The organism is Martelella lutilitoris (assembly GCF_016598595.1).
GTDB classification, from domain to species: Bacteria; Pseudomonadota; Alphaproteobacteria; order Rhizobiales; family Rhizobiaceae; genus Martelella; species Martelella lutilitoris_A.
In genome coordinates this window covers 3,320,581-3,344,939 of record NZ_CP066786.1, presented here as the reverse complement: position 1 = coordinate 3,344,939, position 24,359 = coordinate 3,320,581, and the positions used below count along the sequence as shown (strand labels likewise).

The following is a 24,359-nucleotide window of genomic DNA, read 5'->3' as shown; positions in this document are numbered from 1 at the left end:
CGAACAAGACGGGTATAGGGCTTGACAACGCGCGCCCTCAACTTGCAAACCCGATGTGTTCCGGCAGGCGAAATGCCGGCCTCTGGGAGGAGATATTGTGAGCATCCGGTCGATCGAGCGCGGACTGCGCGTGCTGCAGGAAATGAACCTGCAGCCCTACACCTCCATTGCCCATCTGCATGAGCGTACGGGCCTTCCCAAGCCAACGCTGGTCCGCATCCTGCGCACGCTTGAACTGGCCGGATATGTCGAGAACGATCCGCGCGTCGGCGGCTACCAGCTCAGCGCCCTCGTCGCCTCGCTGAGTTCCGGTTACCACAAGGAGCCAATGGTGGTGGAGGCCGGGCGGCCCTGGGCCGTGGCCGTGACCCGCAAGCACCAGTGGCCCGTCTCTATCGCGCTGCTCGATCGTGACGCCGTGGTGGTGCGCATGAGCACCGTTCCCGACAGTTCGGTCTCGCCCTTTCACAAGACCGTCAACATGCGCCTGCCTTTGATCACGCGCGGGCTCGGTCTTGCCTATCTGGCGTTCACGCCCGAAGAGGAGCTGGAACTGATCATCCGCATGCTGAGAACGTCCGGCGACCCGGAAAACGAACTGGCGCGGCATCCCGACAAGATCAGCCGGTTGGTGGCGATGACGAGGATGCGTGGTTATGCGACCCGCGCAGCCCATGTGGAGCCGCGCAATTCCGACACGATCGCGGTGCCGGTTTTCAATGATGGCGGCCGTGTGGTGGCAAGTCTCGGCCTGACCTATTTCCGCTCGGCCTTCGCCTCCCAGCAGGAAGCGCACGAGCGCTACTCCGCCGTGCTGAAGACGGCATCGGAGGAAATCACGCGCGATCTCGCGCGCCTCAATCGCAGTACGCTTGCATGATGTGTTGCATGCCTCAGAACGGCCGAGATTCGTTCTGCCGGCGGCTCGCCGGCCTTTTCCTGTTGATCCTTCTCGCCGGCTGCCAGTCCGGTTTGCGCGCTCCCTCCTCGTCGGACAGCAGCGGCGCGGCGGCTGCCGTCCGCAGTCGCCTGGAGCGGGAGAGCGGCGGCCTCTACAGGAACGCCGTCCTGTCGCGCGACCTGGCCGCGATTGGCGACCGGCTTTCGGAGGCGTCGGGCGGCATGCCCGTCACCGTGCTTGTTCTGGATACCACGATTGCCAACGCCTATTTCGCTCCGGGCGGATACATTTACCTGACGCGCAAGCTTCTGACGCTGACTGGCGATGAAAGCGAAACCGCCGCCGTGATCGCCCATGAGATGGCGCATATTCTCTCCGGGCACGCGGAGGCCCGGGCGCGTTTCGGGGTCGGTGCGGCGGTCTCCAGCGCGGATATCCGGCAGGCGATCGGCAACAGCGACGACGTGCGCGCGCTTCTCGCAAAAGGCAGTGCCAGCATCGCTGCCTTTTCCCGGCAGCAGGAGCTTGAGGCCGATGCCCTGGCAATCGGTTTGCTGGCGCAGGCCGGATATGATCCCGCTGCACTTGCCCGTTTCCTGAAGGCCATGCAGGCCTACGAACGGGCAGGGCCCGGCGGAGAGACCTTTGTCGCCTCCCATCCGGCCCCGTCCCTGCGGGTGGCGCGTGCCGAAAGGCTGGCGGAGGCGCGCACGTCATCCCCCCCGGGGTGATGACGGACTAGAGCTTGGCATTTCGAACACGCTCTAACCTTTTGTTTTTCCGCTCTGCGTTTCCTTGCCTCCGGACGGAAAACGGGTCTCCACTTTTTCTGGATGCGCTTTAGGCTGTTGCGAATCAGAGATACTGTTCCGGGCCCCTGCCATCCGAATGTTCTATCCCGCCACGAGAAGGGACGGGCCGCTGGATAAGTCCACGTTCACATTTCGACCGCTTCCCACTGCCGCAGTGTCTGGGCAATGCATGTATTTTGTGCGCCAAAGCTTACTTGAATTGCGTCAAGATGCCGACTTGTATGCAACCTGAAATGGTGGCTGAAAAAGAGGCGGTCTCGAGGTGGGACATTTTGTCGCACTCTGAAACCGACCGTGGTCAGCGAACTCGGATTTCGGTCTCGCGTTTTCAATCATTCGATTGGCCACCACGGCGAAAAGTGCCCGTATTGCGGGCGTTCTGTCTTTGATGCAAGTCAATTTCGCAAGTTTATTCTTTCAAAAACACAGGCTTATAATTTCGCAAATAATTCATCTGGCGTTCATAAAAACTGGCATAGGTCACTTGCTCAAAGCGCGAGTTTGGATTACTCACCCCCGCAAAAGTGGCAGGTCACAAGACGCCACGCGGGTCTCCACAACAATAAACACGCGCCTGAAAATTTTGCGAAATTGCATCTTAACGGTGTGATAGCGCTAGCAAATGGCAGCATTGAAGGAGCAGTCTCATGGACGCAATCATTGTCGACAAGCATGATGGTTCTCAGCATCGTCAGTCGGTCCTTAATCTTCAACTTGACGAGGCGTCTGTTGTAAAACTCCCGATCGCTCCGGAAAGCCTCGTTTCGTTCGAGCAGAACGGCGATGACCTCGTCATTGTCACTGCCGCCGGCGAGACCATCGTCATTGGCGATTTCTTCGTCGACTTCGATGACGAGCGTAACGAACTGGTCCTCGTTGACGATGACGGTATCGCCTGGTGGGGGCAGTATTCCGGCCCGTGGAGCGATTTCGCCTTCGCCGAGATCGGCGCAAACGGCGCATCGCCCTTTCCCTTCGGAGCTCTTGGCGGACTCGGCGCCGCGTCTGCAGGCGGTCTGGCCTTTTCAGGCGGCGGTGGCGAAGAAGCGGCCGCCACCGAATTCCCGGTTCTTGATGTCGAAGCCGTCGCCGACAATCCGGCCGCCGGCCATGTCACCGTCAGCGGTCGCAGCTCCGGGGACTATGTCGTGATAAGCTATCCGGACGAGAACGGCGAGACGGTCGTATCCGATCCGATTCCCGTCAAGGACGACGGCAGTTGGACCCACGATATCCCGCGTGAGGGAATTGACGAGGGTGATGTCGATTTCGTCGGGATCGTCACGGACGAAAACGGCAATCCTGTTGTCGATGGTGACGGCAACCCGATTTCCGACACGGAATCGGCAACCTTCGACCGCACCGCCCCCGAGGTCGGCGTCGTCATCACCGACAACGGCCATGATGGCGAACTGGTGCTGACCTTCTCGCCGGATACGGATCGCGCGAGCTTCGACCCGGCTGCCGATCTGGCGCTGGAGAATGCCGATCTCGGCACGGATGGCGCATGGTCGGAGGATGCCGACGGCAATCAGGTCTGGACGGTCACGATCACGCCGACGGGCAATGGCGAGGTGACGGCCACCGTCGCCGACGGTTCCTACACGGATACGGCCGGCAATGACGGCTCTGAAGGCACGGACAGCGAGCGCTTCGATGTCGACGGTCCCTCCGTCGTTGTCGATATCGTCAACGAAGGCCAGACCGGCACGGTCACCTTCACCTTCTCCGAAGCCGTGACCGGCTTTGAGGCCGGCGATGTCTCCGTTGCCAACGGCTCGCTCTCGAACCTCGTCAGGATCAACGACACCACCTGGACGGCGACGGTGACCCCGGCCGCGACCGGCGATGTCACGGTTTCCGTGGCCGACGGCTCCTACACCGACCTTGCCGGCAATGCCGGCACGCAGGGCTCGGATGTCGAGGCCTTCGACCGCACGGCCCCGACGGTCGGCGTCGTCATCACCGACAACGGCCAGGACGGCGAACTGGTGCTGACCTTCTCGCCGGATACGGATCGCGCGAGCTTCGACCCGGCAACCGATCTGGCGCTTGAGAATGCCGATCTCGGCACGGATGGCGCATGGTCGGAGGATGCCGACGGCAATCAGGTCTGGACGGTCACGATCACGCCGACGGGCAATGGCGAGGTGACGGCCACCGTCGCCGACGGTTCCTACACGGATATGGCCGGCAATGAGGGCTCTGAAGGCACGGACAGCGAGAGCTTCGATGTCGACGGTCCCTCCGTCGTTGTCGATATCGTCAACGAAGGCCAGACCGGCACGGTCACCTTCACCTTCTCCGAAGCCGTGACCGGCTTTGAGGCCGGCGATGTCTCCGTTGCCAACGGCTCGCTCTCGAACCTCGTCAGGATCAACGACACCACCTGGACGGCGACGGTGACCCCGGCCGCGACCGGCGATGTCACGGTTTCCGTGGCCGACGCCTCCTACACCGACCTTGCCGGCAATGCCGGTGCGCAGGGTTCGGATGTCGAGACCTTCGACCGTACCGCCCCCGAGGTCGGCGTCGTCATCACCGACAACGGCCAGGACGGCGAACTGGTTCTGACCTTCTCGCCGGATACCGACCGCGCGAGCTTCGACCCGGCAACCGATCTGGCGCTTGAGAATGCCGATCTCGGCACGGATGGCGCATGGTCGGAGGATGCCGACGGCAATCAGGTCTGGACGGTCACGATCACGCCGACGGGCAATGGCGAGGTGACGGCCACCGTCGCCGACGGTTCCTACACGGATACGGCCGGCAATGAGGGCTCTGAAGGCACGGACAGCGAGAGCTTCGATGTCGACGGTCCCTCCGTCGTTGTCGATATCGTCAACGAAGGCCAGACCGGCACGGTCACCTTCACCTTCTCCGAAGCCGTGACCGGCTTTGAGGCCGGCGATGTCGCCGTTGCCAATGGCTCGCTCTCGAACCTCGTCAGGATCAACGACACCACCTGGACGGCGACGGTCACGCCCGAAAAGGCCGGGGGCGATGTCACCGTCACGGTTGCCGACGGGAGCTATACCGATACGGTGGGCAATCTCGGCGCCGAAGGCGCGGATACCGAGGGCTTTGCCCGCACCGCGCCGCTCGCCAATGACGACGATATGAGTCTGACGCTTGCCGGCGACGACTTCAAGAGCGACGGGAACTTCAACATCGCCTTCGTTCTCGACTTCAGCGGCAGCGTCAACAACACCGAAGCCCAGGCCATGCTGAGCGCGGTCAAGACGGCGGGTCAGGCCTTCTTCGAGGGCACGACCGGCGACGTGCAGATCCAGCTTGTGGCATTCTCGTCGGACGCGCGTTCCTCCGTGTCGTTCACGAGCTATGATGCCTTCGCCGCCCAGGTCGACGCATGGTCGTCGAGCCGTCCCTATAATGGCGGGACCGACTATACGGCCGGGATTCAGAAGACGATGGAGACCTACGCGCCGCTTGACGGGTATGACAACCGCGTCTTCTTCATGAGCGACGGCGAACCCACCGAGCAGACGCAGCAGCACTGGGGCAATAATGGCTGGCAGGTCGACCATTCGCTGACCGGCGCCACTGCCGCCGCCTGGGATGATTTTGTCGCGGACAACGATATCACGGTGCAGACGGTCGGCATCGGCCAGGGCATCAGCGTGGAACGCCTGCAGGATGTCGATCAGGCCGACGGCGATAATCACGTCGTGGAGGTCTCGAACTTCGACGTTCTGGTCGACTCGCTGCTCGATCTGCTCAAGGAGGTCGATGTGTCCGGCAACGTGCTGCATGGCGCCGACGGCGTCGCGGGCACGGCGGATGACGATCTTCTGGGGATCGACGGCGGACGCATCCTGTCGATCGCGGTCGATGGCGAGACCTACACCTATGATCTGAACGGCATCACCGACAGCCACGGCGTTGCCGCGGGCAACGGGTCCATCCTCAACGTGGAAACCGACCAGGGCGGCAAGCTGATCTTCGACTTCGAGACCGGCGACTGGACCTACAAGGCCGACGCCGAGACGGGCGCCGGGCTGGAAACCTTCGACTATGTCCTGACGGATGACAGCGGCGATACCAGCGCGGCTTCCCTGACGATCGACGTTCAAAGCGATATGTCCGGCGCCGCCGCGCGCGGCATGGCTTTCGACAATGGCGAGGCTGAGGACCTTTCCGTCGAAACGCTCGGCCTTGCCGCCCTCGATGCAGAGCCGACAGGCGAGGATGCCGCTCCCGAGGATGCGGCGGAGGACATCGGGATCGCCAGTCTCGTCTATGAGGATACGAACGAAAGCCTTGATGCCTATCTGCCCGAGGAAAGCCACGCGAGCGCGGCGACCGACGGCGGATCCATCGCCGATGCCGGCACGTTCAGCGTTGATCTCGACGAACTCGACCATCACACCATGCTGGTGGGGTGAGCCCCCGGTCTCTGTAGACAAGGCATTTGCAGCAGCCGGGACGATGCCCCGGCTGCAGAATCCCGTTCCTGAAAGCCGTGCACGCCGATGAATATCCACATCAACAAAGATCGCGATCAAGGCGGCGAGGCCGGGCTTGAAGCCGGGGCCGTTTCGGCCCGGTGGATCGAGGCGCTGCTGGCGGTCGCCGCTCACTACCGGATCGACTGTTCGCCGGAACAGCTACGGCTCGCCGATGCATGGGACGGCCACGACGACAGGAAAGGGCGGTTCGGCAGGCTTGCGCGCCAGGCCGGCATGGCCGTCAGGTTCATCGACACGGATATCAGGAAGATCACGCAGATGCGCCTGCCGGTCATTCTGGTCTTCAAGGATGGCCAGGTCGCGGTCGCAGGCAAGCGCAATGGGGAACACTTCGCGCTGACCTTTTCTGGCGATGGCGGTCTTGCCTCCGATACCGCAATCGGGGCGCTTGCAGATCGCATCGAACTTGTTGCGGTCGTTCGTCCGGCCGGCGGCATGCCGGACGGGCGGATCGACGCCTATATCGAACCTTACAGCAAGCACTGGCTGCGTTCGATCGTTCTGTCCGATTTGAGGCCCTATGTCTCGATCATGCTGGCGTCGCTTGCGGCCAATGTCCTTGCGCTCGCCAGCGTCATCTTCTCCATGCAGGTCTATGACCGGGTGGTGCCCGCACAATCCTATCCGACGCTGTTCGTGCTCGGCGGCGGCGCGCTTATCGCTGTCATATTCGCTTTCGTGATGCGCCAGATGCGCATGAAGATCACCGATGTTCTGGGCAAGCGCGCCGACCTGCGCATCTCAGACAAGGTGTTCGGCCATGCGCTGAGGGTCAAGAACACGGCCCGTCCGCAGGCGACCGGCACCTTTATCGCCCAGCTTCGCGAGCTGGAGCACGTGCGCGAGATGATGACCTCGTCGGCGATTGCGGCGATTGCGGACATTCCCTTCTTTCTTCTGTTCTGCGCGATCTTCTGGTGGGTCGCCGGCAATCTGGTCTGGGTGCCGGCCGTGGCCGTCGTGCTTCTGATTGCGCCCGGCATCCTGTCTCAAAAGAAGCTGCACCGGCTTGCCAAGGCCAATATGCGCGAATCCGCGCTGCGCAACGCCATGCTGGTCGAGGCCGTCCAGGGGCTTGACGATATCAAGCTCTTGCAGGCCGAGGACCGGTTCCAGAACCACTGGAACCACTACAATGCGGTCAACGCCGACAGCGGCATGAAGCTGCGCGACCTCGTCGGCACGCTCGGCAACTGGACGCAAACCGTTCAGGGCATGGTTTATATCGCCGTTGTCGCGGCCGGCGCGCCGGCGGTGATGTTCGGCGACATGACGACGGGCGCGCTGGTTGCCGCCGCCATGCTGTCGACGCGCATGCTGGCCCCGCTTGCAAGCGTGACTCAGATTCTCAATCGCTGGCAGCAGGCCAAGATCACCGGCGAAAGCCTCGACAAGATCATGATGCTGCCGGTCGATCATCCCGATAATGCAAAGCGCATTCACAAGCCGGTTATCGAGGGCGACTTCCACTTCAAGAATGCGGTCTTTGCCTACGAGAAGGAGCCGGTTCTGACCATCGACGAACTGAAGATCGCGGCAGGTTCGAAGATCGGCATCATCGGACGCAACGGCGCCGGCAAGTCGACCCTGCTGCAGGGCCTTTCGGGGCTGATGGAACCGCGCTCGGGCACCGTGCTGGTCGATGGCGTCAATATCGGCCATGTCGATCCCGCGGACCTTCGTCGCCACATTGGTCTTGCCGGCCAGAATGCGCGGCTGTTTTACGGCACGGTCCGAGAAAACCTATGCCTCGGCGCGCCCAGTGCCCGCGACGAGGAGCTGATTGAGGCCCTCGAGCGCACTGGCGCCTGGGAATTTATTCGCGCCACGCCCGAGGGCCTCGATCGGCAGATACAGGAGGGCGGCATCGGCCTTTCCGGCGGCCAGCGTCAGGCCCTCATCCTTTCGCGTCTGCTGTTGCGCGAACCGTCCGTTGTCCTCCTCGACGAGCCCACCTCGGCGCTTGATGAGACGGCCGAGCAGAAGGTGCTCGCGGCCCTTGGCGCACTTGGCGCGGGCACCACGCTGCTCGTCGCGACGCACAAGCCGTCGGTTCTCACCCTCGTGGACCGGTTGATCGTGGTGTCCAACGGCCGGATCATCATGGACGGCGCGCGCGACAACATCCTCGCGCGCCTGCGCAATGGCGAGGCGACCGCCGCAACCAGGCGCAGGGAGGGCGCGAAGTGACCTCGAGCGCTTATGATGATCTGATATCCGGCGATGAGATGAGCGCCAGCGGCGCGAGCCGGGTCGTGCTTGTGCTGACGCTCGTCCTCGGCGCCTTCTTCGCCTGGGCCTATGTTTTTTCGGTCGAGGAAGTGTCCTCCGGGCCGGGAACGGTCGTGCCGCTTTCGCACGAACAGATGATCCAGTCCTTCGACGGCGGTATCCTCGCCGAACTCGATGTCAGCGCCGGCGACATCGTCGACAAGGGGCAGGTGCTCGCGCGGCTCGATCCGACCCGCGCCCAGGCCGAATACGACGAGACCGCGGCGCGCTATCGGGCCTCGCTCGCGCAGGCCGCGCGCCTTCAGACCGAAGTGACCGGCGCCGAAGTCGTGCACTTTCCCGAGGCGCTGGATGGCTATCCAGAGCTCAGGGCCTCCGAGGAAGCCTTGTTTGTCGCGCGTCAGGGCAGCTACCGTGAATCGCTCGCCGATATGGAAGCGGACATGGCGCTGATCGACGAGCAGCTCAGGCTGACGGCGCCTCTGGTGGAGACGGGGGCGGCGAGCAAGGTCGAACTGATCAGGCTGAAGCGCGATCGCGGCGATATCAAGCTGAAGATGGACGACCTGCGCGCCAGATACGTCATCGAAAGCGGCGAGAAGCCGGCCGAGGCGCAGGCTGAGGTCCAGTCCCTTCTGTCGACGCTCCACGGGCTTGAGGACACGATCGATCACACGACGATCCTTTCGCCGGTTCACGGGATCATCAAGGACGTCGCGGTGACGACGATCGGCGGCGTCGTGTCTCCGAACGGCGCGGTCATGACCATCGTGCCGCTCAATGACCAGTTGCTGATCGAAGCCCGTATTTCCCCGCGCGACATTGCCTTCATTCATCCGGGACAAGAGGCTCTGGTGAAGATCACAGCTTATGACTATTCGGTCTATGGCGGGCTCGAAGGCACGGTCGAGAGCATTTCGCCCGACACGATCCGCGACGAGATCAATCCGGAAAATCTCTACTATCGCGTCTATATCCGCACGGCCTCGGACGCGCTCGAGAACGCTTCCGGCAAGCGCTTTCCGATAACGCCCGGCATGATCGCCACCGTCGATATCAGGACAGGCGAGAAGACCATCTGGGACTATCTCGTCAAACCCCTCAACCGGGGCCGGGAAGCCCTGCGCGAGCGCTGACCGCCCGCCTGCGGGAAGGCCTCGACATCAATCCAAAACCCAAAAGGAGACAGAAATGCTGAAGATGATTTTCACCGCGGCGCTGGCCGGCCTCATCACCTCGGGCGCTGCGTTCGCCGGAATGCTGGACGTGCACAATCCGAAGATGCGGTTCGAAAGCGTGGCGCCGTCGCTGACGGAGCTTGACGCCTATTTCGTGCGGAACGGCAAGCCGGTAACCGTCGATCTCGTCCGCCAGGTGGAAATCGGCGTCGGCCAGGACAAGGTCGCCGCGCTTCTGGGCGAACCGATCAAGGTAACGCGTCGCGGCAACAAGGCGACCTGGGATTACAACCTCAAATTCGTGACGGCCGATGATGGCGAACTCGTCTGCCAGTACAAGGTTCTGTTCGGCAATGCACAGCAGGTTGACGAGACCGTCTGGCGCAGGCCGCAATGCCGCGAACTGATGGTCAGCCGCAACTGAGTTGTAGGGTTGCATTTTTCCGACTATGTTACCATAGGTAATGATTCGTCGCTTTCCCGCAGCAATCTGTGCCTGTGTTCCGCTCGGGGGCAAAATCGCAGATGTGAGACATATGCCTTGAGGAACGCCTCAGCGCATCATGATGTGGAAATGCAGTGAAAAATCGGAATAGGCACTGTGCGGCGACCGCCGCACAGATGTTGTCGTTCGCGCTTCTTCTGAGTCTGTCGACCGCCCTTGCAGGCTGCTCGACAGCCGGAAGCGGACGGCCATCGGTCTCGTTTGAAGACAGAACCGGCGCGATCCGGGAGGAGCGGCCGGAGGTGGAGCAGCCTGCGGATATAGCCGCTGCGGGTCAGAGCCTCGACGGGCTGGTAAGGGTTGCGCTCTACCAAAGCCCGCAGATGCTGGAGCGCGCGGCGACCATCCGCGAGGCGACGGGCAATATCAAGGTGGCCAAGGGCGGTTATCTGCCGATGGTCAGCGGCGGCGTCACCGGCGGCGTCGGCGATGCCGACGGTCCGTCCTTTGTCCTGTCGGCAAACCAGATGCTGTTCGATTTCGGCAGGACCGACCGCAAGGTCGCACGCGCCGATATCGCGGCGCAGGAGGCCGTGCTGCAGTTTCAGAGCGATGCCGACGCCGTCCTGATGGATGTTCTTGAAGCCTATGCCGAATTCAGCCGCTACCGCGACAATGTCGCTATCGGCGAGGAAAGGGTGAAGCGCCTGAGTGCTTTGAGCGATCTCATCGGGCAGCGCGCGACGGCAGGCGCGACCACCCAGTCGGACGTGCTGGCGGCGGCCAACAGCCTCGAGCAGGCCCGCCACGACCTTCTCGAGACGAAGTCGGAGCGCGACAGGGCGGCCAACCAGCTTCGTGAATATGCCGGGCCTGCCGCGGTGAGCCTGAAGGCCGAACTGCTGGACGCGCTCGGGACCTGCACGCCATCGACGACGATCGCCGGCAGCCTGCCCGACATAGCGCTGGCGAACCTGAAGGTCGCGCAGGCGACGCTTGACTATGAGGATGCCCGGAAGGCGCGCCTGCCCGGAATCGCCGCCGAGGCCTACGGTCGCCAGCCGCTCTATGATGAAGGGTTTCGCGTCGGGGTGAACTTCAACGTCCTGCCGACCCTGTTTCAGGGCGGCGCCATCGAGGCGGGCCGTCAGGCCGCAGAAGAGGCCGTGGCGGTCGCCAAGGCCAGTCTCGATACGACGCGCAGAAAGGCGACGCTGGAAGCGCTCGATGCCGGGACCGAGATGGCCAATGCGCGCGAACTGATTGCGTCCTCCGGGACGCAGACCCGGCTTCTCGACGAAACCAGAACGCTTTACAGAAGCCAGTATTTCGATCTGGGAACCCGCAATCTGACTGATCTCCTGAATGCGGAAGAAGATTATTATGACGCGCTTGTCGCGCGCAGCGACAGCGAGCGCGATCTCGACGTCGCCCTCCTGCAGTGCCATCTTGTCAACGCCACTTTGCGCGCGGCGCTGGGCCTTTCGCAGTTTACGCTGTACGGCTTTCCCATCGACGGCTTCGCAATCGATGTCGGCGGGGAGCCGGCGTCAATCGGCGAGGCAGGTCCGTCCGACGCGTCCTGACGCCACCGCTTGTCGAAGGGCGACATGCCGGCGATGGTGCGCCGCGGCCGGCTTTTGGTCGGACCAATATCTTGCGACTCGCCCGGCGGTCATTATCTCCCGCGCGTTCCTGAACCGGAAAGGGTTTGAAAAAGAGTGAAGTCCACCGCGCCTCTTTTTCTGCGTGCGTCTTGACAGACAGACGGCTTTCTTGTCTGGTCTGTCCAGATGGAGGCGCGACGCGCTTCGGACGATCCCTGTTCCGGGCTTTCGCGCGACTTTCCCTGCAATACGGAGGAGAGACTGCATGGTGAGGTTTGCGGCCGTGGGCATCGACCACGGGCATATTTTCGGACAGGTCAAAGGGTTAATCGCGGCCGGCGCGGAGTTTGTCGGCTATTGCGAGCAGACGACGGTGCCGGCGCTGATCGAAACCATGCGGGAAACCTATCCCGATACCCCCGTTCTGGACCGGGATGCGATCTTCGACGATCCCGAAATCGACGTCATCTGCATTGCCGCGGTTCCCGCAGACCGGGCTGATCTGGCGATCCGCGCCATGGAGGCGGGCAAGGATGTGATGGTCGACAAGCCGGGGGTGACCACGCCGGAGCAGCTTGAGGCCGTGAAGGCGGCGGTTGCCGGGACCGGACGGATCTTTTCCATCTGTTTTTCCGAGAGGCACTGCGTGCGTTCCGCCGTCAAGGCCGGCAAGCTGGTGCGGGAAGGCGCAATCGGCACAGTCGTGCAGACGCTCGGCATGGGGCCGCACCGCAAGCAGTTCGACACGCGCCCGGACTGGTTCTTCAGGCCGGAGCGTTTCGGCGGCATCATCGTCGACATCGCCTCGCACCAGATCGACCAGTTCCTGTTCTTCACAGGCGCGCGGAAGGGCGAAGTCGTCGCTTCCAGCATTGGCAATTTCGGCACCCGGGAAGCCGCCGAATTCCAGGATTTCGGCGAAGTGCTGCTGCGCAGCGACCGCGCCTCCGGCTATATCCGCGTCGACTGGTTCACGCCCGACGGTCTGCCCACATGGGGCGATGGCCGCCTGACCATTCTGGGAACCGACGGCTATATCGAGCTTCGAAAATACGTCGATATCGCCGGCCGGGACGGCAAGGATCATCTCTTCCTCGTCAACAAGGCGGGCGTCGAATATATCGATTGCTCGCAGGAGCCGATCGAATATTTCGGCCGTTTCATCGCTGACGTGCGGGACAGGACCGAGACGGCGATGACCCATGACCATGTTTTCGAGGTCTGCCGCCTGTCCCTTGATGCCCAGGCCAGGGCTGCCGACATTTCCCCGCGATAGACGGGTTCAGGAGAGACGACTGCCATGACAAGGAAATTTCGTGTCGCCGTGATCGGCGCGGGCATTGCCGAGCGCCATCTCACCGGTTTCGGATGGAATGCGGACCTGTTCGAGGTGCCGGTGCTCTGCTCGCTCGACGAGGATCGCGGCCGCGGCCTCTGCGAGAAATACGGCATTCCCGAATATGTCCAGAACGCCGAAACCCTGTTTTCGCGCGACGACATCGATATCATCGACATCTGCACCCCGCCGCACAGCCATTTCGATCTCGCCCGCCGGGCGCTCGAGGCGGGCAAGCACGTCATCTGCGAAAAGCCGCTGTTCGGTTCGGTTGCCGATGTCGACGCGATGGCCGAGATCGCAAAAGCGACCGGCCGCACGATCATGCCGATCTTCCAGTATCGCTATGGCATGGGCCTGCAGAAACTGAAGCGGCTGGTGGAGCTTGGCCTGACCGGACGCGCCTTCATGACCACGATCGAGACCCATTGGTGGCGCGCGCCGGACTATTTTGCCGTCGACTGGCGCGGCAAGTGGAAGACCGAGCTCGGAGGCGGCCTCGTCGGCCATGCCATTCATGCCCATGACATGCTGAATTACATCCACGGACCCTGCGACGAGGTCTTTGCCTATGGCGCGACGCTCAACAATGAGATCGAGACCGAGGATACGATGGCGCTCGCCGTCAGGATGAAGAACGGTTCGCTCGCGGCGCTTTCGATGACGCTCAACTCACATAAGGAGATTTCGCGCCTGCGCTTCTGCTTCGAGAATGTGACGGCGGAGAGTATCCACGAACCCTATACGATGGGCCGCGACCCCTGGCGCTTCATCGCGAAGGACGAGGCGCACCAGAAGCTGGTGGAGGCGGCATTCGCCGAAATGCCGAAAACCGAGGACGGCTACACCCGCCAGTTCGAATTGTTCTATCATGCGCTTGCGGAAGGCGGCGCGCCGCCGGTAACACTTCAGGACGCGCGCAATTCTCTGGAGCTGGTGACGGCGGCCTACCATTCCGACCGGAGCGGTCTTCCTGCGTCGATGCCGATCACGGCAGACCATCCGCTCTACCGGTCGTGGCTGCCTGAACTGGGATAGTCCGACCGTGGCGGAGAACCGAGAGGGCGAAGAAGAAGGCACGGGCGGCGGCCGCAAGGTGCGCCTGCTCGCCGCCAAGCGGCTCTATCAGGTCGTCGCGCGACGGATCGCGCGGATGATCGAGGAGAATCAGGGCCGCCCCGGCTGGCACCTGCCATCCGAACGCGAACTCGCCGAGCAACTGGAGGTCAGCCGCACGGTCGTGCGCGAGGCCGTCATCGCGCTTGAAATGCGCGGCATTGTCGAGGTTCGCGGCCGCGCCGGCATCGTCGTGCTGCCGGCCCATGTCAACGCGCTGTCCTTCGACGCGCTCAACACCGATATCGGTCCCGGTCCTTTCGAGCTTCTGGAGGCACGGCTGGCGCTGGAGTCGAGTGCGGCGGCTCTCGCGGCCGAACGAGCCACGCGCTACGACATCATGGAGCTTGAGGAATGCATCGAGCGCATGCAGCTCGAGACCGACGAGGTGTTCCTCAACGAGAAAGGCGACCGTGAATTTCACCTGACCATCGCCAACATGACCGGCAACGCGATCATCCTGTCGATGATCCAGGCGCTCTGGGACCAGCGGGACACATCGCGCATGTGGAGCCGGGTGCATCGTCACATCCATGCGCCGAAGGTCCGCGCCTTGTGGATCGGCGATCACTACGCCATCGTGGCCGGCCTGAAGATGCGCAACGGCGAGGCCGCGCGCCACGCCATGGAACGTCATATCAACAATGTCACGGATGAGCTCCTGCGGGCCGATGAGCTTGGCCGCTTCTCATCCGGCGAAGCGGAAGAATGAGGAGGTGTGAGCGCCCATGCTGAAGGGTTTCGAGCATGTCGGCATGACCGTCAGCAACATCGACAAGAGCCTGAATTTCTACGTCGATCTGCTCGGCCTGAAACTGGTCGTCCGTCGCTCCGGCGACGAGCGCTCCGATGGCGCGCCGATCGACCGGCAGAGGGCCGGCCATCAGCTCTGCTTTCTGGATGCCGGCAACGGCATGCTGGAGATCATGGGGCCTGCGACCGGCGCGCTCAAGGCCGAGGATGTCGCCGCCGGACGCGCCGGCCTTCGCCACCTGACCTTTCGTTTCGACGATGTCGAGGCGCTTTACGCAAGGCTGGAGGCGGCCGGCGTGGAAATGGTGGAAGCCCCGCGCCAGGCCTATAACCGCGACATCATCAGCAAGGTTGCCTTCTGCCGCGATCCCGACGGCATCCTGATCGAGCTCGTCGAGCGCTGAGCTTTCCCTAGCGCATCGGCCCGAAAATCGGAATCGATTTTCGGAAAGCACGATGCGTAGATTCAATAGGTTAGAGCGCCGTGCGTCCGAATGGACGCACGGCGCTCTAAATGCATGTGCCGGCCCCGGGGCGCGGGACCGGCCGTTTTCGCCGTGCGGGCTGCCAGATGCCCTCAGAGCATGCCGGCGGCGCGCGGCAGCCAAAGGCTGAGGCTCGGGATGAAGGTGAGCGCGAGCAGCATGGTGATCAGGATCGCCATGAAGAACCAGGTCTCCCGGATCATCTCCGACAAGGGTATCCCGTTCAGTGCCTTGATGATGAACAGAAGGATGCCGTAGGGCGGGGTGATCAGCCCGATCATCATGTTGAAGACCAAAACGATGCCCAGATGATTGAGGTCGATGCCGAGCGCTGCCGCCGTGGGGATGAACAGCGGGGTGACCACCAGCATGATCGTCGAGACATCGAGGATGCAGCCGAGCAGGAGGTAGAGGATGTTGAGCAGGATCAGAAACTGCCAGGTCTCCAGCTGGAAGCTCTCGAACAGGTGGAAGACGGCCTGGGGCACGCGCTCGACGGTGATCACGTAATTGAAGATGAAGGCGCCGCAGAGCACCATGGTGACGACCGCCGTGGTCTTCATGCTGGCGACGACCACGTTCCAGAAGGAACGCAGGCCGAGCACCCGATAGGCGAAGACCGCCAGAAGAAGGGCGTAGAGCGCCGAAACGGCGGCTGCCTCGGTCGGGGTGAAGATGCCCGAATAGATGCCGCCGAGCAGGATGATCGGCATCAAGAGCGCCGGGAAGGCGCGGATGATGATCAGCGGCAGGGCGCGGAGCGGCACGGCCTGTTCGATCGGGAAGCCGCGGACCTTGGCCATGATGCCGACGGCGACCGCCATGACGGTGCACATCAGGATCGCCGGCACGACGCCGCCGAGGAAGAGTACGCCGACCGACGTCGATGAGATCAGCGCATAGAACACCATCGGGATCGACGGCGGGAAGATCGGCCCGACGACCGCGGAGGCGGCCGTCAGCGCGCCGGCGAACCCGCGCGGATAGCGGCCCTCCTTCATCATCATCTCGGTGATGATCTTGCCGACGCCGGCGGCGTCCGAAATCGCCGATCCGCTCATGCCGGAAAAGATCAGACTGGTGAAGATGTTGACCTGGGCCAGGCCGCCGGGAAGCCGGCCGACGACCGCGAGCGCGAAGTCCAGCAGCCTGTCGGAAATCTTGCCCTCGTTCATCACATTGGCGGCAAAGATGAAGAGGGGCACGGCAAGCGCGACGAAATTGCCGAACACACCATTCAGAACGTTCTCGGCGGCAAGCCCGACATCGCGGCCGGCGAGAAACAGGTAGAAGATGCTGGCGACGATCATCGAGATGCCGAAGGGCAACCCGGTGATGGTGATCGTCACCATGATGACCAGCATGACGATCAGCGCATGCTCGGAAAGAAATGCCATGTCAAAAGTCCCCCGTCAGATCTCTTCGGTCCATTTCGGCCCGAAAAGACGCATGAGCCGCCAGATCGCCTGCACGGTAAAACCGAACAGGAACAGCAGGTAGCAGCCATAGACCAGGTTCATCGGAATGCGGAGAACCGAGCTCTTCTTGCGTGTCAGAAAATCGAGATAGTCCCAGGTATAGGGGATCAGCAGGGCGAAGGCGGCGATGAGCATGACCATGGAAAACATGGTGAAAAGCCGCCGCGTGCGCTCCGGGACGATGTCGTAGACAACGTCGAAGGAGACGTGCTCGCGGATCGGCACGCAAAACGCCGCCGCCCAGAAGACCGCCCAGACGAAGGCGATCATGGTGAATTCCTCGATCCACAGAAGCGGCCGGTTCATCACGTAGCGGTAGAAGATCTGGATGATGAAGCCGACAAAGGCCGAAAGAAAGAACAGGGCGCCGATCGTGTCCGCGACGCCTTTTAGAAAAATGCCCCACTTTCGCAGGGCATTGGCTTTGTCTCGGGCCGCCATTGCGGATCACTCGGCCAGCTGGTTGATCTGTTCGATCCAGCCTTCGGGCCAGTCCGCCGCGCGCGGCGAATTCATGTAGGCCTCCTGGACATGGGCGCGGAACGCGTCGACATCCGGCGTCGTGACGACCAGGCCTTCGCCTTCGAAGAAGGCAACGAGGTCCTGTTCCACCTTCACGCGCTCGGCATTGTTCCAGTCGCAGGCCGCCGTGGCGGCCTTGGTGACGGCTTCCTTCTGCGCATCGTCCAGTTCATCCCAGAAGATGTTGGAGACGGAGAAGTTGATCGCGTCGACAAGATGCGAGGTGAGCGTGATCTGGTCGGTGACTTCGTAGAATTTCGCCGCCTCGACGGTCGGCAGCGGGTTGTCCTGGGCATCGATCGTGCCGGTCTGGAGGCCGAGATAGACCTCGCCGAAGGGCAGCGGCGTCGGGTTGGCGCCGAGCGCCTGGCCGAGGAACAGCCATGCATCCGAGCTTGGCATGCGCAGCTTCACGCCGGCAAGATCGTCCGGGGTCTGGATGTCCATCTCATCGCGCAGGTTCAGCTGGCGCGTACCAAGATAGCAGGCGTCGAGAAGCTTGATGTCCATTTCGTCGGAGACAGTCTGCTTGAACTCCGTTCCGATATCGCTTGCCAGGAAGGCGCGGTAGTGTTCCGGGCTCTGGAACAGGTAGCCGGCCGTCAGAAGGCCGTATTGCGGCAGAGCGTCGGCAATCAGCTGGTACGACACATAGGTCATTTCCGCGTTGCCGCGCTGCAGCGCGTCGAGATCGGCGCCCTGGCCGAACAGCGAGCCCGAATCATAGATCTGCACGTCGAAAGCGCCCGGCATCTCCTTTTCGATTTCTTCAGCGAAGACGTGCAGCGCCTTGGTGTGCAGGTCGGTCGGCACGCTCGGCACGGTCATCTTCAGTTCGATCGGATCCTGGGCCAGGGCGGGCGCCGCGATGAATACGGAGCACAGCAGAGCCTTGGCGATAAGTGACTTCTTCAAAATCATTCCTCCCTAAACGTCAGGTCAGCCGGGCTCCTCATGTAGCAAAATGTCCCGGCGGGTAAAATGGACTTTACGGGTTTCGATCACTGATGTAAATACTGATTGTATCAGTTGTCGGATAAAGCATCTGACCAATATGCGGAAAGGAATATCATGCTGGCGGACAGTGATCTCAGAGGCGTTGTGGGGGCGTGCGTCACGCCGGTGACGCCCGAATTTGAAATCGACGTTCAGCGCCTCAAGTCGCATATGGAATTCGTGCTTGCCGAAGGCTGTTCATTCGTTTCCGAATTCGGCACGACGGGCGAGGGGGCTTCCTTCTCGACCCGTCAGAAGGCGGCCGCCTTGCGCGCGCTCGCCGCAGCCGGAATGGATATGAAACGCCATATCCCGGGCGTTGTTGCCTCTGCCGTCGATGAGGCCGGCGGCATGCTTGCGGCGATCGCGGACGTCGGCGCACGCGCGGCGCTGGTGATCCCGCCCTATTATTACACGCCGTCCTCGAACGAGGCGGTTGCCGACTTCTATGAGGCGATGATCAGGCGGGCCGGATCGCCGGATATCGAGATCGTGCTTTACAATTTCCCGCACTTTTCCGGCGTCACATTCGACGTGCCGCTGGTCGAGGTCATGCTGGAGCGGTTCGGAGAACGCATCATCGGCATCAAGGATTCCACCGGCAACCTTGCCGACGGCCTGAAGCTGATCGAGGCTTTTCCGCAATTGTCGATCTTCACCGGCGATGACCGGATCCTGCCGGAAATGGTTGCCGCCGGCGGCGCTGGTATGATCGGTGGTATGACAAATCCCTATCCCGCTGATACAGTAAGGCTCTATTCCGGGCCGGTTACCGATGCGTTGCGCGTTCGGGCCAGTCGGCGGATCGAGGCCGTGGATGCGCATGGCGGCGCCACGGCGTTGAAGGCGCTGGTTGCGGAAATGCGCGGCGACGATGCCTTCCGCCGAACGGTGCCGCCGCTTTCGCCGGCCGGTTCGGACGTCATGCAGAAGGTTCGCGTCGCGGACGAGCCGGTTGCCGGATGAGACGCATGCTTCGGCGTGGTGGGAAAGCAAGGAGGAACGGGCGTGATGAAACAGGGTGCGGCCGAGGCCGGTCAGGCGGGCGTCAAGGACGCCGCCTACGACCTTTTTCAGGATGCGCTGATGAGCGGGCAGCTCAGGCCCGGCCAGATGGTCTCCCAGCGTGCGCTGGTGGACATGCTGAACCTTTCGATCGGCGCGCTGCGCGAGCTTCTGCCGCGGCTTCAGGCCGAGGGGCTCGTCAGCGTGCTGCCGCAGCGCGGCATCCTGATTCCGGCGATCGACCTGTCGATGATTCGCAACACGTTCCAGATGCGCGCGGCCCTTGAGCGCGAGGCGGTGATCCACGCGGTCAGGGAGATGTCCGACACCGTGCTTGAAAGTCAGCGGAAGCTGCATATGGATATCGTCGAGGCGGTGAAAAAGGCGCCGACGCCGGAGCTTCTGGCGCGCGGCCAGGAGATCGATACCGGCTTCCACAACCTGCTGATCTCCGCCACCGACAACGAGCTTTTGCGCAATGCCTACAACATCAACGCCATCCGCATGCGCCTGATCAAGCTCGACCGGATACGGCTCAACGAGACCGTGCTGCCGGAAGCCTTCGGCGATCACCTGGCGGTGATCGACGCCATCCAGAAACGCGACCGAATCGCCGCCATCGATGCGATGGACAAGCATGTGCGCAATGCCCGAAACCGCGCGCTTCAACTTTGAGATCATTCACGAAATCCGGGGAGCAGAGAGATGCTGAAACCCTTGAACCTGCGCGTTGCGGCCCTTGAGGACGCAAGCGGGCTGAACGGCGAATTGCCGCGGTTTTCGTGGACCCTGAGCGGCGATGCGAAGGCGCAACAGGCCTTCCGGGTGGTCGCGGGCAGCAACCTTGATGACCTGGCGGAGGGGCGGGGCGACCTCTTCGACAGCGGCAGGCGAGAGGGCAGTTGGCCGGGGATGGTCTGGGACGGCGCGCCGCCCGCCTCCGACCGCGCCGTCTGGTGGTCGGTCGCGCTTTGGGACGAGGACGGGCAGGGTTCGGGTTTCGCTCCGCCTGTCCGTTTTTTCACCGGGCTTCGGGCCGAGGACTGGGAAGCGGAGTGGATAGCGCGCTATTTTGTGCTGCCCGCCGGCCGCGACGTGCCGCAGGGCAACCGCTACGACAACCGGTTTCAGGCGCGGCCTGCCGATTATCTGCGCCGGGCCGTGGCACTGGACGAAAAGCCGGTGCGCGTCCTTGCCTATGTGACGGCGCTCGGTCTCTACGAGTTTTTCATCAACGGCGCCCGCGTTGGCGACCATGTGATGGCGCCGGGCTGGACGGATTACCACACCCGCGTCGAATACCAGACCTTCGATGTGACGGACATGTTCGCTGCCGGCGAAAATGTTATCGGCGTGATCCTCGGCGAGGGCTGGTATTCCGGTCGCATCGGCCACAATCAGCGTCGCGCCGGCAATCACTATGGCGGCCGCCCGGCCTTCAAATGCCAGATCCACCTGCAATATGCCGATGGGCGCGTGGAGAAGATCACCAGCGATGGAAGCTGGCAGACAGCGCAAGGCCCGATCCTTTACAGCGATTTCCTGGCCGGTGAGGCCTATGATGCGCGCCTCGAGATCGAGGGCTGGGACAAGGCCGGTTTCGATGCGGCCGCCTGGCAACCGGTCGAGGCCTTCATCCCCGAGCCCGGCGCGCCGCTCATTGATGCACAGCGCGTGCAGCCCGCCCGCGAGGTGGCGCGGTTCGAAGGTCGCTTCCTCCACGAAAAGGGCGGCATGCGGATCTATGATTTCTCGCAAAACCTTGCCGGCTATGCCGAACTCAGGGTGAAGGCTCCGGCAGGCACCGTCTTCCGCCTGCGCTTTGCCGAGCGGCTGGCCGAGGATGGCGCGCTCTACCTCGACAATATGCGCTACGCGGTGAACGAGGATATCTACATCGCCGGGGGCAAGGGCGAGGAGGCGTTCAAGCCGCGCTTCACCTTCCGGGGCTTCCAGTATGCGGGTCTCGTCATCGAGGGCGCGGCGGAGAGCGAGCCGGAAATCACCGCGATCGCCATCCAGACCGACACGCCGGTGCGCGGCAGGATCGAAACCGGCAACCCGCTGGTCAATCAGCTTCTGTCGAATATCGTCTGGGGCCAGCGCGGCAATTTCCTTTCCGTTCCCACCGATTGCCCGCAGCGCGACGAGCGCTATGGCTGGTCGGCGGATGCACAGGTTTTCTGGCGCACGGCCGGCTACAACATGGATGTCGAGGCCTTCCTCAACAAATGGATGGTGGATCTTGCCGACGGACAGTCGCCGGAAGGGGCCTTTCCCGATGTCGCGCCGACCAAGCCGCTCAATCCCTATCGGCTGACCCCCCAGCCCGGCGCGCCCGGCTGGGGCGATGCGCCAATCATCATGGCCTGGCATCATTTCATGCGCTATGGCGACCGGGATCTCCTTGTCGGAAATTATGATCGTTTCGTGGCATGGATGGACTATATCGAGGCCGCCAATCCGGACGGCCTGCGCATCAACCGCAACAACAACAATTACGGCGACTGGCTGAACGTCGGCCCGAAGACCGATCCCTTCCTGGTGGCGAGCGCCTACTGGGTGCATCTCGCCGATCTGATGGAGAAGATCGCGAGCGTGACCGGGCGGGACAGGGCTCGCTGGACGGCATTGGGCGCGCGCCTGCGAAAGGCCTTTGTCGAGGCTTATTGGCGCGACGGCAGGCTGATCTCCGATACGCAGACGGCCTATCTGCTGGCGCTCGACTTCGCCATCCTGCCCGAGGCCCTGCGCGGGGCTGCGGCCTCTCGTCTCAAGGCGCTTTTCGAGGCGGCGGACTGGCACCTGCAGACCGGCTTTCTTGGCGTGCGCCATGTCTGCCCGGTGGTTGCCGATCATATCGGGCCGGCGCGCGCGGTCGATCTGCTGCTGAAGGAAACCTATCCCTCCTGGGGCTTTTCGATTGCCCACGGAGCGACGACGATCTGGGAGCGCTGGGACGGATGGACGCCGGAAGGCGGCTTCCAGAGCCCGAACATGAACTCCTTCAACCATTATGCCTATGGCGCGGTCGGCGAGTGGATCTGGTCGCGCCTTGCCGGCATCGACTGGAGCGAGGCGGGACCGGGCTACGCCCACGTCATGGCGCGCCCGGTTTTCGACCGCCGCATCGGCCACGTGACGGCAGCCTACGAGGCGCGCACGGGCACGGTGGAAAGCCGCTGGCGGATCGACGGAGAGAGCGGCGCATGGGAACTGGTCCTGCCGCCCTCCGTCACGGCGGATGTCGAGCTGCCCGAGGGGCTTGGCGCCGTGACAGTCGACGATGCGCCGTTTGCGGGGCGTCATCTTCGCCTCGCTTCCGGCGCGCACCGCTTCCGTTTCGTCCTTCCCGGCTGATCTTTTTTCCGAGCGCCGCTTCTGTCCGCGCGATGGCGGCAAGCGCAGGGTTCGAAAACTTGCCGCATGCAAGCGAACCCCGGAGAGGCCGAGTTTCGACTTGCATTCGGTCAATTCCTGTGGTGTAAATTTAAAACGGAATGACGTTTCAAAAAAAATGGTTCGCATGTTTGAATTTGCGGCCAAGCTGGAACGGATGACGTCGGACAAGGCCCGCCGGGAGGAGCGGTGGGTCGGCTGAACGACGGGACGGTGGCTGCCGTGCGTTCCAAAAGGGAGGGGTTATGGTTGTTTCTCGCAGGACTTTCTTGACGGTTTCGGGCGGCTTGGCGCTTGGCGCCGGCTTGCCGGCTGCTCCGGCCTGGGCGCAGCAAAAGAGCATCCGCCACTTCTGGTGGGGCAATCCGGAGCGCGACAGGCGCACCTTCGCCTATATCGACTGGTTTCAGCAGGCCCACTCCGATATTGCGGTGTCCGGCGAAACCATCGGCTGGGGAGATTACTGGGCCAAGATGGCGACGCAGACGGCCGGCCGGAACATGGCTGACATTGTGCAGATGCCTTATATCTACCTGCACGAATATGTTCAGCGCGGCGCGCTCGTCCCGCTCGATGACTATCTCGGAAACGGCATCGATGTGGGCTTCTATGACGAAGGCGCGCTCGATAGCGGCATGGTCGACGGGATGCTCTATGGTATCAATATCGGCGCGACGAGCCAGGTTATTCCCTATAACCAGCGCGTTTTTGACGAGGCGGGCGTTGCGTTCGACAGGTTCGGCTGGACGACGGATACATTCGCCGATGCCTGCCAGAAGATTACGGATGCGACGGAAGGAGCCGTCACCGGCAGCGAGGATTTATCGCTTTATATCGAGAATTTCGAGGTCTGGGGCCGCGAAAATGGCCATGATCTCTATTCGAAGGACGGCGAGCTTCAGGTGACGGCCGAGGACGTCGGGTCCTATTGGCGGTTCTGGACCGACCTGCGCAAGGCGGGCATTATCGAGGGCCCGAACGCGACGGTGCGTGTCGACAAGCCGATGAGCGATCTCGGCATCGTCAGCGGCACCACGGCGACCACCTTCCGTTATGCCAATCAGGCCGTGGCCGTTCAAAGCCTGATGCAGGACCCCGTCGGTCTGGCAATGGTGCCGCGCCGCGCCGGCATGGCATACGGACAGTATATACTGCCGTCGATGTACCTCTCGATTTCCCGCGATGCCGAGAATATCGATGCCGTGCTTGCCTATATCAATGACTGGGTGTCGAGCCCGGATGCCATCCGGGTACTGGGTATCGATCGCGGTATTCCGCCGAGCGCCATGGGACGCGACGCGCTGATGCCGGTGCTCTCCGATACCGAAGCCAAGGTCGTCGATTATTACGCCGGCATTCAGGGCAAGGTCGGACCCGTGCCCAATCCTGCGCCGAAAGGGGTCGGAGAGGTCAGGGACAGTTTCATGCGGACGGGCACAGATGTCGTCCTGGGCTACGTTTCGCCCGAAGACGGAGCCGCGCGCTTTGTGGAGGACGCGACGGCTATTCTTGAGCGCGCGCGTATGTGAGCGCGCGTTTACCCGAAAAAAACTGCCTGACCCCGCGGCGTTCCGACGCCTTTCTCACTGGGTCATCGTTGCCAT

18 protein-coding genes are annotated in these 24,359 nt (G+C 62.6%); 15 read left to right on the top strand and 3 right to left on the bottom strand.

The window, feature by feature from the left end; translation table 11 throughout:
* Nucleotides 1-97 precede the first annotated feature (97 nt).
* The 11 genes from JET14_RS16045 (at nucleotide 98) to JET14_RS15995 (ending at nucleotide 15,274) form a co-directional block, all read left to right on the top strand.
* Entirely contained in the window at nucleotides 98-880 is a 783-nt protein-coding gene (locus JET14_RS16045; RefSeq protein ID WP_200334790.1) for an IclR family transcriptional regulator domain-containing protein, read from the top strand.
* Nucleotides 881-888: 8 nt separating this feature from the next.
* On the top strand, nucleotides 889-1,632 hold the full coding sequence (locus JET14_RS16040) for a M48 family metallopeptidase (protein ID WP_200334789.1): 744 nt from the start codon (nucleotides 889-891) through the stop codon (nucleotides 1,630-1,632).
* Nucleotides 1,633-2,360: 728 nt separating this feature from the next.
* A complete protein-coding gene (locus JET14_RS16035; RefSeq protein WP_200334788.1) occupies nucleotides 2,361-6,119 on the top strand; it encodes an Ig-like domain-containing protein in 3,759 nt (1,252 codons plus the stop codon).
* A gap of 87 nt (nucleotides 6,120-6,206) precedes the next feature.
* A complete protein-coding gene (locus tag JET14_RS16030; RefSeq protein ID WP_200334787.1) occupies nucleotides 6,207-8,393 on the top strand; it encodes a type I secretion system permease/ATPase in 2,187 nt (728 codons plus the stop codon).
* Nucleotides 8,390-9,571, top strand: coding sequence for an HlyD family efflux transporter periplasmic adaptor subunit (locus JET14_RS16025; protein ID WP_200334786.1), 1,182 nt, complete (start codon nucleotides 8,390-8,392; stop codon nucleotides 9,569-9,571). The genes JET14_RS16030 and JET14_RS16025 overlap by 4 nt, the downstream gene beginning before the upstream one ends.
* Nucleotides 9,572-9,626: 55 nt before the next feature.
* Nucleotides 9,627-10,037, top strand: a complete 411-nt coding sequence (bamE, locus tag JET14_RS16020; RefSeq protein ID WP_200334785.1) for an outer membrane protein assembly factor BamE domain-containing protein — start codon at nucleotides 9,627-9,629, stop codon at nucleotides 10,035-10,037.
* A 323-nt stretch (nucleotides 10,038-10,360) separates the two neighbouring features.
* The gene (locus tag JET14_RS16015; protein ID WP_210342047.1) at nucleotides 10,361-11,644 is read left to right on the top strand and encodes a TolC family protein; all 1,284 of its coding nucleotides are present in this window, start codon (nucleotides 10,361-10,363) and stop codon (nucleotides 11,642-11,644) included.
* A gap of 286 nt (nucleotides 11,645-11,930) precedes the next feature.
* Nucleotides 11,931-12,941, top strand: coding sequence for a Gfo/Idh/MocA family protein (locus JET14_RS16010; RefSeq protein ID WP_200334781.1), 1,011 nt, complete (start codon nucleotides 11,931-11,933; stop codon nucleotides 12,939-12,941).
* A 24-nt stretch (nucleotides 12,942-12,965) separates the two neighbouring features.
* Entirely contained in the window at nucleotides 12,966-14,039 is a 1,074-nt protein-coding gene (locus tag JET14_RS16005) for a Gfo/Idh/MocA family protein (RefSeq protein WP_200334779.1), read from the top strand.
* A gap of 7 nt (nucleotides 14,040-14,046) precedes the next feature.
* Nucleotides 14,047-14,829, top strand: coding sequence for a FadR/GntR family transcriptional regulator (locus JET14_RS16000; protein WP_024706943.1), 783 nt, complete (start codon nucleotides 14,047-14,049; stop codon nucleotides 14,827-14,829).
* Nucleotides 14,830-14,845: 16 nt separating this feature from the next.
* Nucleotides 14,846-15,274 carry a VOC family protein gene (locus JET14_RS15995; protein ID WP_200334777.1) on the top strand — a complete coding sequence of 143 codons (429 nt, stop codon included), beginning with the start codon at nucleotides 14,846-14,848 and terminating at the stop codon, nucleotides 15,272-15,274.
* Nucleotides 15,275-15,447: 173 nt separating this feature from the next.
* On the opposite strand, the gene JET14_RS15990 is transcribed toward JET14_RS15995, so the two are convergent.
* The 3 genes from JET14_RS15990 to JET14_RS15980 are packed head-to-tail and all read right to left on the bottom strand — an operon-like array spanning nucleotide 15,448 to nucleotide 18,270.
* Entirely contained in the window at nucleotides 15,448-16,752 is a 1,305-nt protein-coding gene (locus JET14_RS15990; RefSeq protein WP_200334775.1) for a TRAP transporter large permease, read from the bottom strand.
* A 15-nt stretch (nucleotides 16,753-16,767) separates the two neighbouring features.
* Nucleotides 16,768-17,274: a TRAP transporter small permease gene (locus JET14_RS15985; protein WP_200334773.1), complete on the bottom strand. Its 507-nt coding sequence runs from the start codon at nucleotides 17,272-17,274 to the stop codon at nucleotides 16,768-16,770.
* A 6-nt stretch (nucleotides 17,275-17,280) separates the two neighbouring features.
* Nucleotides 17,281-18,270 carry a sialic acid TRAP transporter substrate-binding protein SiaP gene (locus JET14_RS15980; RefSeq protein ID WP_246750348.1) on the bottom strand — a complete coding sequence of 330 codons (990 nt, stop codon included), beginning with the start codon at nucleotides 18,268-18,270 and terminating at the stop codon, nucleotides 17,281-17,283.
* A 156-nt stretch (nucleotides 18,271-18,426) separates the two neighbouring features.
* On the opposite strand from JET14_RS15980, the gene JET14_RS15975 reads away from it, so the two are divergent.
* The 4 genes from JET14_RS15975 (at nucleotide 18,427) to JET14_RS15960 (ending at nucleotide 24,284) form a co-directional block, all read left to right on the top strand.
* Entirely contained in the window at nucleotides 18,427-19,317 is an 891-nt protein-coding gene (locus tag JET14_RS15975; protein WP_200334771.1) for a dihydrodipicolinate synthase family protein, read from the top strand.
* A 45-nt stretch (nucleotides 19,318-19,362) separates the two neighbouring features.
* On the top strand, nucleotides 19,363-20,031 hold the full coding sequence (locus JET14_RS15970; RefSeq protein WP_200338132.1) for a GntR family transcriptional regulator: 669 nt from the start codon (nucleotides 19,363-19,365) through the stop codon (nucleotides 20,029-20,031).
* Nucleotides 20,032-20,061: 30 nt separating this feature from the next.
* Nucleotides 20,062-22,716, top strand: coding sequence for an alpha-L-rhamnosidase (locus tag JET14_RS15965; RefSeq protein WP_200334770.1), 2,655 nt, complete (start codon nucleotides 20,062-20,064; stop codon nucleotides 22,714-22,716).
* 284 nt (nucleotides 22,717-23,000) lie between these two features.
* Entirely contained in the window at nucleotides 23,001-24,284 is a 1,284-nt protein-coding gene (locus JET14_RS15960; protein ID WP_200334769.1) for an ABC transporter substrate-binding protein, read from the top strand.
* Nucleotides 24,285-24,359 lie beyond the last annotated feature (75 nt).

Bases quoted from the DNA above. Each gene is read 5' to 3' on its own strand.
- JET14_RS16040 (WP_200334789.1), top strand. From the start codon at position 889: ATGCCTCAGAACGGCCGAGATTCGTTCTGCCGGCGGCTCGCCGGCCTT.
- JET14_RS16035 (WP_200334788.1), top strand. From the start codon at position 2,361: ATGGACGCAATCATTGTCGACAAGCATGATGGTTCTCAGCATCGTCAG.
- JET14_RS16030 (WP_200334787.1), top strand. From the start codon at position 6,207: ATGAATATCCACATCAACAAAGATCGCGATCAAGGCGGCGAGGCCGGG.
- bamE (WP_200334785.1), top strand. From the start codon at position 9,627: ATGCTGAAGATGATTTTCACCGCGGCGCTGGCCGGCCTCATCACCTCG.
- JET14_RS16010 (WP_200334781.1), top strand. From the start codon at position 11,931: ATGGTGAGGTTTGCGGCCGTGGGCATCGACCACGGGCATATTTTCGGA.
- JET14_RS16005 (WP_200334779.1), top strand. From the start codon at position 12,966: ATGACAAGGAAATTTCGTGTCGCCGTGATCGGCGCGGGCATTGCCGAG.
- JET14_RS15995 (WP_200334777.1), top strand. From the start codon at position 14,846: ATGCTGAAGGGTTTCGAGCATGTCGGCATGACCGTCAGCAACATCGAC.
- JET14_RS15990 (WP_200334775.1), bottom strand. From the start codon at position 16,752: ATGGCATTTCTTTCCGAGCATGCGCTGATCGTCATGCTGGTCATCATG.
- JET14_RS15985 (WP_200334773.1), bottom strand. From the start codon at position 17,274: ATGGCGGCCCGAGACAAAGCCAATGCCCTGCGAAAGTGGGGCATTTTT.
- JET14_RS15975 (WP_200334771.1), top strand. From the start codon at position 18,427: ATGCTGGCGGACAGTGATCTCAGAGGCGTTGTGGGGGCGTGCGTCACG.
- JET14_RS15970 (WP_200338132.1), top strand. From the start codon at position 19,363: ATGAAACAGGGTGCGGCCGAGGCCGGTCAGGCGGGCGTCAAGGACGCC.
- JET14_RS15965 (WP_200334770.1), top strand. From the start codon at position 20,062: ATGCTGAAACCCTTGAACCTGCGCGTTGCGGCCCTTGAGGACGCAAGC.
- JET14_RS15960 (WP_200334769.1), top strand. From the start codon at position 23,001: ATGGTTGTTTCTCGCAGGACTTTCTTGACGGTTTCGGGCGGCTTGGCG.